Here is an 11,801-nt window from a genome sequence, read left to right as displayed (position 1 = left end):
CTCGGCGATCCTGTTCGGCGGCCGCCGCAAGACCACGATCCCGCTGGTGACCGAGTCCTTCGATTGGCAGCACGGCGTCTTTATGGGCGCCACGATGTCGTCCGAGCAGACCGCCGCGGCCGAGGGCAAGGTCGGCAACGTGCGCCGCGATCCGATGGCCATGCTGCCGTTCATGGGCTACCACGTCGGCGACTACATGAACCACTGGATCAACCTGGGCAAGAACGCCGACGCCACCAAGTTGCCGAAGATCTTCTACGTCAACTGGTTCCGCCGCGGCGACGACGGCCGCTTCCTGTGGCCCGGATTCGGCGAGAACTCCCGCGTGCTGGAGTGGATCGTCAACCGGATCGAGGGCAAGGCGCAGGCCGAGGCCACCGCGATCGGCAATGTGCCCACCGCCGGCGATCTGGACCTCGAGGGTCTGGACGTGGACCCCGCCGACGTCGACGCCTCGCTGAAGGTCGACCTCGACGAGTGGCGCAAGGAGATCCCGCTGATCGAGGAGTGGTTCGAATTCGTCGGCGAGAAGCTGCCGTCCGGCGTGCGTGACGAATTCGAGGCGCTCAAGCAGCGTCTGGGCTAGTCGGGAGGGCCGGCTGGGGGACGGTCGGCCCCCGCGAACGACGAAAGCGAGCCGCCCGCACCGTCTTTGCGACGGGGCGGGCGGCTCGTCATTTCCGCGGTTCCGCGTGCGGAATGGCGCGCTTGTCCTATTCTGAATGTGTTCTGCATCTCACGAATACTCCCCGCGGTTGCGGGGAATTAACTACTCGGCTGAACTGACTGCTTGCAGGTGCTCGTGGATTCCGTTGTCTGGCCGACCGGTCGGGGTATGTGGGAGGTGGGTGTGGGCATGACCGAACTCGGGTTCGATGCTGTCTCAGGATTAGCCGGCGCGCGGTGGGCCGATCCGGGGGTGGATCCGGCGCCGACGGCGAGTACGCCGCTGCAGCGTGCCGCGGCCCGGTTGCAGGCCGTCCTGCCGCCCGGATGGCAGGTCGAGATCGACCTCGCGGCGCCGCGCCCGCACGGAGATCCGCAGCCGGTGCTGCGAGTTCGCTTGTCCGAGAACTGATTCGGCGCATCTTTCCCTGCGTCACGTACTACGCGCAGCGGACATCCCGGACCGTTCGCCCAGCGGCGAGGCGCGAAATCCTACCTCGCGGTTCGCTTTTCACAAAACGCACTATTGCGTTTCCTGCGATTGCAGAGCATGCTTAGAGCAAATATTTATCGGACGATTTTACAGATGCAATCGCAGGGGAGTCCGAATCATGGCGGTGCAAGTGGTCGGCCGATCGCTGATGACCAGTGATCAGACCCCACATCAGGCAAGGTCCGTCGGTACCGGGGGCTGGGTGGTGTCCTTTCTGCCCGGCCGGACCTTGACGCTCGAACAGGCGGCGGCGGCGCTGCAGGCGGCCGAGGCGGTGGCGGCGGTCCGCTCACTCGCCAACTGCGTCGGCCTGACCCCGCTGGAAACCGTCGGCCTGGCCATGCAGGAGCCGCCGTGGAGTGAGCCCGCTCGGCGCACTCGGCGGCGAGGGTGGCTGGAGTAGATCCCCCGGATGCGGCGTCAGTGGACGGGTTTGGCCGCGACGACGACCAGATTGCTGACCAGGAGTTCCCGCACGCCCGGTAGGCGCGTCACCCACCACGCCCAGCGCGGGTGGTAGCGGGGGAAGGTGGCGAGGATCTGGGCCCGGCCTCCGGTTTCGCGCGCCCATCGCAGCCCGTCGGCGGCGGTGACGGCGAACAGCGAGCGGCCGAAGCGGTTCTTGGGCTGCTTTCCGGTGCGCCGGGCGTAGCGGCGGGCAGCGTATTCGCCGCCGAGGTAGTGCCACGGTCCCGTTTCGTGCCCACCGAACGGTCCGAGCCACACCGTGTAGGACAGCACCATCAGGCCGCCCGGTTTGGTGATGCGCAGCATCTCGTCGGCCATCACCCACGGCTGCGGCACATGTTCGGCGACATTCGACGACAGGCAGATGTCGACGGCGTCGTCGCGGATCGGCAGCGCCATGCCGGACCCGCGCACCGCGCCGGCGACGGTGAGCCCGGCGGCGTGCATCTCGGTGGGATCGGGTTCGATCGGCAGGTAGCGCGCGCCCGCCGCCGCGAATTCGTCCGCGAAGTATCCCGGGCCCCCGCCCACGTCGACGACCACGGTGCCGCGGAGGTCCCGTCCGGTCAGATCCCGATAGAAATCGGCTACGAGGTCGGCGGTGTCGGTGGCGATACCGCCGTAGAACCGGGCCGGGTCGGTTTGTTCGAAGCGGAAACTGCCCAGCAGGCGCAGGGAACGGCGAAGGGTGGCCCGGCGCGCGAAGCGGGGACGCGGTCCGGTTGCGTCGGATCGAAGCATGGCCGCGCCAGTCTATGCGGCCACCGCAGCGACCCGGAACGGCCGTCGGCCGCTATGGTGGAGCCCACTGTCGTCCGACGTGAACGATCTGGAGAACTGCCGTGCCCGAAACCGGACCCCGCGAGCGCGCTGCCCTGGCGCGGCTGCGTGGGCCCGGCAACGGCGAGAACGAGATGCGGCCGGATGCGGACGTCCGCGAAGTCCTGCTGCTGTGCTGGCGCGACACCGGCCATCCCCAGGGCGGGGGGAGCGAGCGGTACCTGGAGCAGGTGGGTGCGCAGTTGGCGGCGCGCGGGGTGAAGGTGACGCTGCGGACCGCGCATTATCCGGGTGCGCCCCGCCGGGAGCGCGTCGACGGCATCGAGGTGAGCCGCGCGGGCGGGCGCTTCACGGTCTATCCGCGAGCGCTGGCCGCCATCGCGGCCGGGCGGCTGGGTTTCGGCCCGCTGCGCGGGTTGCGGCCGGATGCGGTGATCGACACCCAGAACGGCATTCCGTTCTTCGCCCGGACGGTCTCCGGCGCGCCCTCGGTGGTCCTGGTGCATCACGGACACCGTGAGCAGTGGCCGGTGGCGGGCCGGGTGGTCGGCCGGATCGGCTGGTGGATCGAATCGCGACTGTCGCCGCGGGTCCATCGGCGCGATCAGTATCTGACGGTATCGCTGCCCTCCGCGGAGGAACTCGCCTCGCTCGGGGTGGACGCGACGCGAATCGCGGTGGTGCGCAACGGCGCCGAGCCCGTGCCCGCGCAGTCCCCGACCGGCGCGGCGACGACCCGTACGCCGTATCCGAGCATCGTGGTGCTGTCGAGGTTGGTGCCGCACAAGCAGATCGAGGACGCGTTGGACGTGGTCGCGGGTCTGCGCGACCGGCTCCCCGGCCTGCGCCTGGACGTGATCGGCGACGGCTGGTGGGCCGACAACCTGAAGAAGCGTGCGCACAGCTCGGGCATCGCCGACGCGGTCGATTTCCACGGTTACGTCGACGAAGCGCGCAAACACGAATTGCTGTCCCGCGCTTGGGTTCAGGTGCTGCCCTCCCGCAAGGAAGGGTGGGGTCTGGCGGTGATCGAGGCGGCGCAGCACGGCGTCCCGACCATCGGCTACCGCAGTTCCCGGGGCCTCACCGATTCGATCGTCGACGGTGTGACCGGGGTGCTGGTGGACGACTCCACGCAACTGACCGACATCGTGGGTGAACTTCTCGCCGACCCCGAGGGGCGAACGGTGATGGGGGAGAAGGCGCGTGCGCGTGCTCGCGAGTTCTCCTGGGAGCAGACGGGCAACGGCGTGAGCGAAGTCCTGGCCGCCGCCGCTCGGGGACGATTCGTCTCGGGGCTGGTCACGGGACGTGCGACGGTGGCGGGAGCCACCTCGGCGCCGCTGCGAGACGACCGGGTAGCTCCGACTCTTCGCTGATCGGCGAGCGATCATTTCCGATAAGGCCGGGCTGTCGATCGGTGCGCTTCATCGCCCGCGTCGCCGGTCGGCCAGGGCCGCCGCCAGGCCGGTCAGGAGCAGAGCCGCCCACAGCAGGTGTGCGGCGACGGCCACGGCGCGGTCGGTGGCGGTGGCCCGGGCCACCTCGCGTGCGGCCGGTACGCGATAGAGCGTCAGATCGGCGTCGGAGAACACCGGCTGCAGCCGGCTCAGCGTGGTTCTCGCATCGCCGAACGCTCCCGGCGTCCGGTGTTCGACGAGTATCCAGCCGACGCCCTGGGCGGCGAGGTCGGCAGGGTCCGCGCCCCGGAGCAGCAGGTTCTCCACCCGCTGGGCTCGCGCGCCCTCACCCGCCACCACCTGCCCCCGCACGGGCAGGACGCCCGTCTGCAGGACGTCCGACCGCAGCATGCGGGGTGCGGGGTCCAGCACCGGAACCTTTCCGCTGTAAGGGAATACGCGAAACATTCCGGCGGGCAACACGGCGACGTCGCCGGGGCCGTCGACCACCGCGGCCACCCGCTGCCAGGCCGGCGGGTAGTGCACCGGTCGCAGCGCGCCACCCACTCCCCAGGCCAGGTCGGGCAGGGTGAGGATCAGGGCGGCGATGAAGAGCGCAGCGATAAGTGGTTGTACAGCAAGGGTATTCGACCGCCGCGCGGTGCTGTCGTTGCGCGAGGCCTCGCTGCCGGCGCTAGGAGACGTCGGCGCCGCGGCCGATTCCGCGGGCGCGTCCGTGTGAACCGTATCGGTCTGCGACGCAGGTTGCCGCGCGAATTCCGGTGTCTCGCGGCGGCGGAAGGAGGTGAGCGCGCGGCATCCCGCCGCAGCGCACAGGGCATATGCGGGCATCGCAAGGGCGACATACTTCTGGGTGTCGCGCAGCAATCCGGCGCCCGGGACGCGCTCGATCAGGTATTCGCCGATCGAGAGACCCCATCCCGTCGCACCCAGGGCCGGCAGCAGGATGCAGATCGCGGCCAGCGCCAGCAACATTCGCCGTGAATAGCGCGTGGACCGTTCGCCCGGCGCCGCGACCGCACGCACACCCGACAGCGCGATCGCCAGCAGAACGAGAGTCGACAACACGGCGAAAAGCGTTGTCCGAGAGCTGGGTACCGCCTCGCCGTTCCAGATTCCCCCCAGTCCGGCCAGGCTCCCCAGAGTGCCGAGCCCCGGCTCGGCCCGCGCGGCGAAGGCCGCCACGCCCGCCGGATCCGACGGTTCGGCCCCGCTGCCGGACAGTGCCGTAGCCACCAGCCACGGACCGGCGCTCACCAGCCACAGCGCCACCGCGCCGACGACATTGCGCCGCCCCACCGTGAGGATCGCCAGCAGACCCGCCAGCAGCGAACCGGTCGGCGTCAAACCCGCCGCGGCGAGTACGCCGCCCAGCATCGCCCACGGCACGGCGGTACGCACCCACCCCGGCCTCGCCCGGCCGCCGAGCGCCTGTTCGAAGGTGTCTGTCCGCGGCCCGCGGTCGGCATCGGCCCCCGCCGTCGTGCTGCCTGCATCGTCCGGCCCAGACGCCGTGTCACCGTGCGATGTACGCGTCGCCGGATGAGCCCGTCCGGCGCCCGACCGCAACCGCTGCCCGAGGACGACCGTCCAGGGCAGCGCCGCATATCCGGCGAGCAGGCTCCAATGTCCCTGCAGAAGGCGTTCGGCCACATAGGGATTCCAGATCGCCACCGTCGCGGCGACCAGCTGAGGCGCCAGGGACACCCGCAGCAGGCTGTGCGCGAGCCGGGCCGCGCCCCAACCGGCGGCCGTGAGCGCCAGCACCAGAATCGTCTTGACGACGATCCCCCCGTCCACCACCACCGACAGTGCGGCGAGCAATCCGTCCTGCGGTACGGCGCGCGGCGCCGCGTCACCCAAGCCCAGCGCCGCATCGGTCGGGTAGGACCGGGGGGTGCTCACGCCATCGCGCAGCAGCAGATACCCCGGGCCCAAGAGCGGTCCGGCAACCATCAGGGCGAGCGCGAGGCTGTAGGCCACGGGAACGATCCGGGCCCAGATCGGCGCGGCGCCGAACGAACGCAGCTGCGAGTTTCTGGTGTCGTCGCCGTGTTCTCGAGCCCCGGTCACGCTGAGTCACCCTACGTCGGCCGGAATGCCGGCCGCGGACGCCCGTCCGGCTCCCTACACCTGCCCGCCGATCTGGCGCAGCAACGTCACATCGTCGAACACCGCCCGCGCTTCCGCGATCTTCCCGTCGCGAATCGTGTACAGACCGAGCTGGGTGTACTCCACCGGCCGGTGGGTCGCGGGGACGCCGCGCAGCTCCCCGGAGTGGGTGCCGCGGATGGTGATGTGGGCCCAGACCCGGTCGTCCTCGGCGATCAGTTCGTCCACGGTGAAGGTGGCGTCGGGGAGCGCGCGGAAATAGTCGAGCAGGAATGTCCGGTAGTCCGCCACGGTGAACCGGGTACGGCCGGTGCGGGTGGCGAGGGTCGGGAACGTGCAGTCCGGCGTGAAGCTGTCCCAGACAGCCGGTAGATCCCTCGTCGGGGCGTCGCCGGCCTTCATGAATCGGCGGATGACGTCCTTGTTCGCCTCGATCGACATATCAAACCCTCACAGTGAGATCGTATCAGTGATACTAAAGGTATGGTCTCACTGAGATGGTGTCAAGGCGGCGAGACGGGGGTTGTGTGATGGATCGATGCGCCGAATGCGGTTACCAGTACCGGCCGGACGAGGCGCCGCGGGCCGCGACCACGATCCTCGCCGGAGTCGCCGAACTGGCCGCCACGCTGAACGACTGCCCCGATGCGCGGCGGCGCCGGCTTCCCGAGCTGTGGTCGCCGTTGGAGTACGGCTGCCACGTCCGGGATGTACTGCTCGTGCAGCGCGAACGTGTTCTGCTGGCGCGCCGCACCGACCGCCCGGCGCTCGTCACCATGGGCCGGGACGAACGTGCCGATCACGACGGCTATGCCGAACAGGGTCCCGCCGACGTGGCTCAGGAACTGCTCGTCTCGGCGCGACTGCTCGCGAATGTTCTCGACCGCCTCGACGCCCACGACTGGAACCGGCGGGTTTTGTACAACTACCCCGATCGCGTCGAGCGCGAACTGCGCTGGGTGGCGGTCCACACCATCCATGAGGTCCGCCATCACCTGCTCGACGTGCGGCGCCAGCTGGTGGACGAGGACTGAAACACCCTCTCGACCGCACCGCGGTCGCGTACCGGCGGGCCTCGGCTGTGCCGGGCGGCGCGGAGGTGGGAGCATGGCGGGATGCCTGCCCTGCGCCGTCTACCCGTGGTCGCGGATATGACCCTGGTGACCGCTGGGGCCATGACCGCGAATATCGCCGGTTATCTGCTGCAATTGCTGGCCGGGCGCTGGCTGGGCGTGACCGGTTACAGCGCCTTCGCGAGCCTGCTGGCCGTGCAGTTGCTGGCCGCGGTACCGGCGTTGGCGCTGCAGAACGTGGTCGCGCGGGAGTTGGTGCGCGGCGCCGCCGTGGCGACGGTGCGCGGCCTGACCCGGCGCTGCGCGATGATCGTGGCGGTCGTCGCGCTCGCGCTCGTACCTGCCGTCGCGGTGCTGCTGCACGTGAGCGCGGTCGCCGCGGGCGGGGCGCTGATCGCCGCGCCGGTGCTGGTGTTGCTCTCCGGCGAGCAGGGAATTCTGCAGGGAACGAACCGATTCCGTTCGCTCGCAACCGTTCTCGGGGGTTCGGCGATCGCCCGGGTCGCTCCGGCGCTGATCGCGCTGGCCGTCGGCGCGGGTGCCGCCATTGCGCTCTGGTGCGCTGCTCTCGGCCTGCTGGTCGCTGCCACCGCGGCGAACCGGATCTCCCGGATCGCACTCTCGGCGACGGACGCCGGCTCGACGCCGTTGCCGTCGAGCGCGGCCGAAGTCGCGCAGGCCCCCGTCGAGGTCGCGCAGACCCCCGTCGAGGTCCGGAGCACCGGCGCGCGGATCGCGGCGGCGCGGGCCGCCGACGTGGCCGCCGTCCTGCGCGCGGCCCAGGTCCAGGCTGCCCTGATGGCGCTGTCGTCCGCGGATCTGATCGTCGCCCGCGTCGTCCTCGGCGAGGCGGACGCCAGCCGCTACGCCCTGGGCGCGATCGCCACCAAGATCGCGTTCTGGCTCCCGCAGGCCGTCGGCGTCGTGCTGTATCCGCGGATGGCGCAACCGCAGCATTCCGTGCGTGCGCTGCGGTCCGCCCTCGGCGTGCTGGCGGCGGTCGGCTTGGTCGCCGTGGCCGGCGCGGCCGTGCTGGCGCCGCTGGCCCCGCTGTTCGCGGGCCGTGACTACGCGCCGATCCAGGATCTGCTGTGGTTGTTCGCGCTGGCCGGCGCGCTGTTGGCGGTACTGCAGGGAGCCTTGCTGTCGGCCATCGCCGCCGACCGCACCGCACCGGCCGCCGTCATCTGGGCTGGATTGGCGGTCGAACTGGGCGTCGCCGTGCCGTTCGTGCGCAGCCTGCCGGCATTGATCGCGCTGGCCACCGCCATCGTCGCCATCGTGACCACGCTGGTGGTCACCGTGGTGATCCGTACCGTCCGTCGCGATCCGCGTGCTACGAATATCGCTGCGCGAGAGAAGCTTTCGCCGTTACCTGCCGAGTGACAGGGAGGCGACTCACTCGCCCGGTGCCTCCGATTCGGTGATCTCCTCGGCGGTGATCTCTTCGGCGGCGCGCTGATACGCATCGGCAGCACGGGCGAAATAGTCGAACAGCAGTTCCCGCTGTTCGGGGGTGTAGCCGCGCACGATGTCGCCGATCCGGCGACGGGCCGGGGCCAGGGCGCTGTCCAGGCCGGCGGGCCGGTCCACCGGTTCGACGATGACCTTGCGCCGGTCGGCCGGATCCGGCGCCCGGCGTACGTAACCGCCCTGTTCCAGGCGATCGATCAGGCGGGTGGTGGGCCCGGTGGTGAGCCCTGTGCGGGCGCCGAGTTCGCCCGGCGTCATCGCGCCGCTCAACTCCAGGATGTTGAGCGCGTAGAGGTCGGTGGCGCCGAGCCCGACCGCTTTCGCACCCGCTTGGGCATGGAGCACAACGGAACTCAGATAGCGGCGAAAGACCTGGCTGGGGTCGTTTTCGCGACTCGTCGTTGACACGGGGCACACCTCTCTCGTAATCTCTTCCTCAACGAAGAGACTTCTTCAAAGAAGTAAAATCTTCTAAGCAGAGAATATCACGAGAGGACCCGTCATGACCGCCGCCACCGAGCCCACCGCACCCGCCCGACGGGAGAAATCCCGCCGCCGCACCGTGGCCAAGGCGCTCGGCGCCACCGTGCTGGGCCTCGGCATCGCCGCGGCCGGCGGATACGTCTGGCTGGATCAGACCTCCGACGTGCGCAATACGGGCGTCGCCGACTGCGCGAGTGTGCGAGCCGAGGGCGGCAGCGCCGAGGATCTGCGGGCGGTGTGCTCGACCATCGGCGAGATGACGGCCGCGTGGGATCGCAACGACGCCGACGCCTACGGGACCGCCTTCACCGAGAACGCCACCTACACGACCTTCGTGGGCACCTACTACAGCGGCCGCCGCGATCTCACGGAGGCGCACCGCGCGCTGTTCAGCGGTTTCCTGAAGGGCAGCAAACTGGCCGATTCGTTCCTCGGCGCCCGGTTCTACGGTGGTGACGTCGCGATCGTCACCAGCCGGGGCGACCGGTACGACGGTGATCGCCCGCACGAGTTGTCCAAGACCCAGACCTACACGCTGGTCCGCGAAACCGACGGCCGCTGGCGGATCGCGAGTTTCCACAACACGAAACGCCAGTCGGTGTTCGAGCGGGTGTCCTTTCTGTTCGACCCCGCCACCGAGCCCGAGGCCGAACGGTGAAGGCGCTCGTGACCGGCGCGAGTGCAGGTATCGGCCGCGCCTTCGCCATCGCCCTTGCGACAGAGGGTTTCTCGGTGACCGTCGTGGCCCGGGATGCCGATCGGCTGGCGGCTCTGGTCGGTGAACTCGGGCCCGGCCATGATCATCTCGCCGCGGACCTGGCCACCGCGGCAGGTGTGGCGGCGGTCGCGCGGCTGCTTCATCGGGGCGGATACGCGATGCTGGTCAACAACGCCGGGACCGCCGTGCCCGGCGACTTCACCGAGGTGGCGATCGAATCGTCGCTCGCCACGATCGATCTCAACTGCCGGGCCGTGGTCACCGTCGTACTCACCAGCCCGGCCAACCGGCTCTGGACCACCGCCATGCGGCTGCTGCCGCGCCGAACCGCTCTCACCCTGCTCGCCGATTGAGGAGACGACCATGTCCACCACCACCGCCATCCGCGCACTCATCGAGCGCAGCCGCGACGCCTGGAACCGCGGCGACGGCGCCGCCTACGGCGCCTGCTTCACCGCCGACGCCACCGACGTCACCTATCTGGGCACCGTCTATCACGGTGGCACCGAGATCGGCGGCGCGCATCAGGCCCTGTTCGACAGTGTCCTGAAGGGCACCCGGCTCACCGTCGACATCGTCGAGATCCGCCGCTACGGCAGCGATACCGCCGTCGTCGTCACCCGCGGGGAATCGTCGAAAGGACAGCCGAAGAAGCTGGGCAAGCTGGCCACCTACACCGTGGTCCGCGAATCCGACGGCGAATGGCGGATCGCGGCGGTGCAGAAGACCCAGCGCAGAACCCTCATGGAGGCGCTGACCTTCCGCATGCAGCCCGCCACCCGGCCGGCCGCCGGGTAGCGGCCCCGCGAGACGCCAGTGGCTCCCCGGTCCGAGAACCGGGGAGCCACTGTGCGACCGGAGAACCTACAGGTTCTTGCTGATCACAGGTTCTTGCTGATGTCGATCTGCTGCGTCGGCGCTTCCGAGAACGGCTGCCCCGGCTTGTCGCTCGGCCGGGTGGTCTGCGGCTTCTTGACCAGCCGGCCCGGCTTCGAGGAGCCGTCGCCGCCGCGCAGACCCAGGATCAGACCGGCGATCAGCGAGATCACGCCCAGCACACCGAGAATGATCGGCAGTGTGCGGCTGTAGAGCGAGATCTGGTCCATGTACTTGCGGGCCTCGTCGGCCTGCGAGCGGACGGTGTCCGGATCGAAGGTCAGCGTGGTGTTGATCGCGGTGACCTCGGGCTTGTCCGCGCTGCGCGCGTAGTACTGGTGCAGCTGCTCGGAGCCGCTCACGACGGTGCCGGTCTTCGGCTCCACCCACACGTCGCGGGTGTTGGTGTAGTAGCGGTTCATCGTGACATCGCCCTCGCCCTGCACGCCCCACTTGGCGGCCGGGAAGGTGAGCCGGTTGGTCGGCGCGGAGGTGACCTTGGACAGATCGGTCGGCGGGACCTGCTGGCGGAAGTGGTAGACCTTCAGATCGTTGATCTCGGTCTCTTCCACGAACTTCATATCGAACGACTTGCGCGCGTTGATGTCGAAGTACGGGTACGTGGTCTTCTCGGTGCCGATCGGGAAGCGGTACTGGAGACCGGTGTGCTGCACCGGATCCGGGACGCTGTTGCCCTTGCTGTCGACGGTGGTCGCGATCGAGCCGTTGGGGTCGTCGTCGATCGGCTGACCGGTCTTGCGGTTGATGGTGACGCGGTCGATGATCGCCGACAGCAGGCCGGTGTCACCGGTCTTGTCCTTGCGGCGCAGCGTCTGACCGGCCTGGATCGTCATATTGGTCTTACCCGAGGGATCCTCGACGGTGAGGAAGCGCTGCGAGATGAGCCCGACGTTCTTGTCGATCTGCACCGGGCCCTCACCGGAGGTGAGCGATTTCGCGTCCAGCACCTCGCTCGTGGCGTCCGGCTTGTTGGATGCGATGGTGGTGATCTCGAGGTCGAGGGGAGTTTTGGCCAACTGGCTCACCCCGTAGGTCGGAATCAGTATCGCTGCGACGATCAACAGCGCACCGAGTCCCACGAGCAGGCAGGCCACCGTCCTCTTGGTACCGGCACTGAGTGCCATGCAAACTCTCCTCGTCGTCGAACAAGCCTCGTCCGGGTGCGCTCATAACCGGGTGCGGTCATAACACAAGCACTCGTGAGCCCCGACACTAAC

14 protein-coding genes are annotated in these 11,801 nt (G+C 69.3%); 9 read left to right on the top strand and 5 right to left on the bottom strand.

Going from position 1 to position 11,801, the window contains the following annotated elements:
• The 3 genes from IRT45_RS31600 to IRT45_RS31590 all read left to right on the top strand — a co-directional run.
• Window positions 1-586: phosphoenolpyruvate carboxykinase domain-containing protein (locus IRT45_RS31600; protein WP_194809458.1), on the top strand; the 586-nt coding region annotated here is incomplete at its 5' end.
• Between the two features lie 270 nt (window positions 587-856).
• The gene (locus IRT45_RS31595; RefSeq protein ID WP_194809462.1) at window positions 857-1,078 is read left to right on the top strand and encodes a hypothetical protein; all 222 of its coding nucleotides are present in this window, start codon (window positions 857-859) and stop codon (window positions 1,076-1,078) included.
• 199 nt (window positions 1,079-1,277) lie between these two features.
• A complete protein-coding gene (locus IRT45_RS31590) occupies window positions 1,278-1,562 on the top strand; it encodes a hypothetical protein (RefSeq protein WP_036506885.1) in 285 nt (94 codons plus the stop codon).
• Between the two features lie 17 nt (window positions 1,563-1,579).
• Here IRT45_RS31590 and IRT45_RS31585 read toward each other — a convergent pair whose 3' ends face one another.
• Entirely contained in the window at window positions 1,580-2,368 is a 789-nt protein-coding gene (locus tag IRT45_RS31585; protein ID WP_194809457.1) for a class I SAM-dependent methyltransferase, read from the bottom strand.
• A gap of 173 nt (window positions 2,369-2,541) precedes the next feature.
• Here IRT45_RS31585 and IRT45_RS31580 point away from each other — a divergent pair, with 173 nt between their 5' ends.
• Complete coding sequence (locus IRT45_RS31580; protein WP_194809461.1) at window positions 2,542-3,786, top strand: glycosyltransferase family 4 protein; 1,245 nt, start codon at window positions 2,542-2,544, stop codon at window positions 3,784-3,786.
• Between the two features lie 48 nt (window positions 3,787-3,834).
• Here the strand turns inward: IRT45_RS31580 and IRT45_RS31575 are convergent, their stop codons facing one another.
• Together IRT45_RS31575 and IRT45_RS31570 are read right to left on the bottom strand one after the other, a co-directional pair.
• Window positions 3,835-5,784 (bottom strand): hypothetical protein, encoded by a 1,950-nt coding sequence (locus IRT45_RS31575; RefSeq protein ID WP_228535658.1) that lies wholly within the window; start codon window positions 5,782-5,784, stop codon window positions 3,835-3,837.
• A gap of 171 nt (window positions 5,785-5,955) precedes the next feature.
• Window positions 5,956-6,381 carry an ester cyclase gene (locus tag IRT45_RS31570; protein ID WP_194809456.1) on the bottom strand — a complete coding sequence of 142 codons (426 nt, stop codon included), beginning with the start codon at window positions 6,379-6,381 and terminating at the stop codon, window positions 5,956-5,958.
• A gap of 89 nt (window positions 6,382-6,470) precedes the next feature.
• Here IRT45_RS31570 and IRT45_RS31565 point away from each other — a divergent pair, with 89 nt between their 5' ends.
• Window positions 6,471-6,974 carry a DinB family protein gene (locus IRT45_RS31565; RefSeq protein ID WP_194809455.1) on the top strand — a complete coding sequence of 168 codons (504 nt, stop codon included), beginning with the start codon at window positions 6,471-6,473 and terminating at the stop codon, window positions 6,972-6,974.
• Window positions 6,975-7,055: 81 nt separating this feature from the next.
• Window positions 7,056-8,399: a polysaccharide biosynthesis protein gene (locus tag IRT45_RS31560; RefSeq protein WP_194809454.1), complete on the top strand. Its 1,344-nt coding sequence runs from the start codon at window positions 7,056-7,058 to the stop codon at window positions 8,397-8,399.
• Window positions 8,400-8,411: 12 nt separating this feature from the next.
• On the opposite strand, the gene IRT45_RS31555 is transcribed toward IRT45_RS31560, so the two are convergent.
• Window positions 8,412-8,894 carry a MarR family transcriptional regulator gene (locus IRT45_RS31555; protein ID WP_309241244.1) on the bottom strand — a complete coding sequence of 161 codons (483 nt, stop codon included), beginning with the start codon at window positions 8,892-8,894 and terminating at the stop codon, window positions 8,412-8,414.
• 94 nt (window positions 8,895-8,988) lie between these two features.
• Here IRT45_RS31555 and IRT45_RS31550 point away from each other — a divergent pair, with 94 nt between their 5' ends.
• From IRT45_RS31550 to IRT45_RS31540, 3 genes are read left to right on the top strand one after another with little or no spacing between them, the layout of a single operon-like run.
• The gene (locus tag IRT45_RS31550; RefSeq protein WP_194809453.1) at window positions 8,989-9,627 is read left to right on the top strand and encodes an SgcJ/EcaC family oxidoreductase; all 639 of its coding nucleotides are present in this window, start codon (window positions 8,989-8,991) and stop codon (window positions 9,625-9,627) included.
• An 8-nt stretch (window positions 9,628-9,635) separates the two neighbouring features.
• The gene (locus tag IRT45_RS31545) at window positions 9,636-10,040 is read left to right on the top strand and encodes an SDR family NAD(P)-dependent oxidoreductase (RefSeq protein WP_309241243.1); all 405 of its coding nucleotides are present in this window, start codon (window positions 9,636-9,638) and stop codon (window positions 10,038-10,040) included.
• A 10-nt stretch (window positions 10,041-10,050) separates the two neighbouring features.
• On the top strand, window positions 10,051-10,485 hold the full coding sequence (locus IRT45_RS31540) for an SgcJ/EcaC family oxidoreductase (protein WP_194809451.1): 435 nt from the start codon (window positions 10,051-10,053) through the stop codon (window positions 10,483-10,485).
• Between the two features lie 83 nt (window positions 10,486-10,568).
• Here IRT45_RS31540 and IRT45_RS31535 read toward each other — a convergent pair whose 3' ends face one another.
• Window positions 10,569-11,708, bottom strand: coding sequence for a DUF3068 domain-containing protein (locus tag IRT45_RS31535; protein ID WP_194809450.1), 1,140 nt, complete (start codon window positions 11,706-11,708; stop codon window positions 10,569-10,571).
• Window positions 11,709-11,801 lie beyond the last annotated feature (93 nt).

Source organism: Nocardia sp. BSTN01 (assembly GCF_015354405.1).
Classification (GTDB): Bacteria; Actinomycetota; Actinomycetes; order Mycobacteriales; family Mycobacteriaceae; genus Nocardia.
Note: the sequence above shows the minus strand (reverse complement) of the source record. Positions and strands in the feature narration are given on the sequence as shown.

Coding starts and splice junctions, on each gene's coding strand:
- IRT45_RS31585 (WP_194809457.1), bottom strand. CDS start 2,368: ATGCTTCGATCCGACGCAACCGGACCGCGTCCCCGCTTCGCGCGCCGG.
- IRT45_RS31595 (WP_194809462.1), top strand. CDS start 857: ATGACCGAACTCGGGTTCGATGCTGTCTCAGGATTAGCCGGCGCGCGG.
- IRT45_RS31560 (WP_194809454.1), top strand. CDS start 7,056: ATGCCTGCCCTGCGCCGTCTACCCGTGGTCGCGGATATGACCCTGGTG.
- IRT45_RS31535 (WP_194809450.1), bottom strand. CDS start 11,708: ATGGCACTCAGTGCCGGTACCAAGAGGACGGTGGCCTGCCTGCTCGTG.
- IRT45_RS31590 (WP_036506885.1), top strand. CDS start 1,278: ATGGCGGTGCAAGTGGTCGGCCGATCGCTGATGACCAGTGATCAGACC.
- IRT45_RS31570 (WP_194809456.1), bottom strand. CDS start 6,381: ATGTCGATCGAGGCGAACAAGGACGTCATCCGCCGATTCATGAAGGCC.
- IRT45_RS31565 (WP_194809455.1), top strand. CDS start 6,471: ATGGATCGATGCGCCGAATGCGGTTACCAGTACCGGCCGGACGAGGCG.
- IRT45_RS31550 (WP_194809453.1), top strand. CDS start 8,989: ATGACCGCCGCCACCGAGCCCACCGCACCCGCCCGACGGGAGAAATCC.
- IRT45_RS31540 (WP_194809451.1), top strand. CDS start 10,051: ATGTCCACCACCACCGCCATCCGCGCACTCATCGAGCGCAGCCGCGAC.
- IRT45_RS31580 (WP_194809461.1), top strand. CDS start 2,542: ATGCGGCCGGATGCGGACGTCCGCGAAGTCCTGCTGCTGTGCTGGCGC.
- IRT45_RS31575 (WP_228535658.1), bottom strand. CDS start 5,784: ATGGTTGCCGGACCGCTCTTGGGCCCGGGGTATCTGCTGCTGCGCGAT.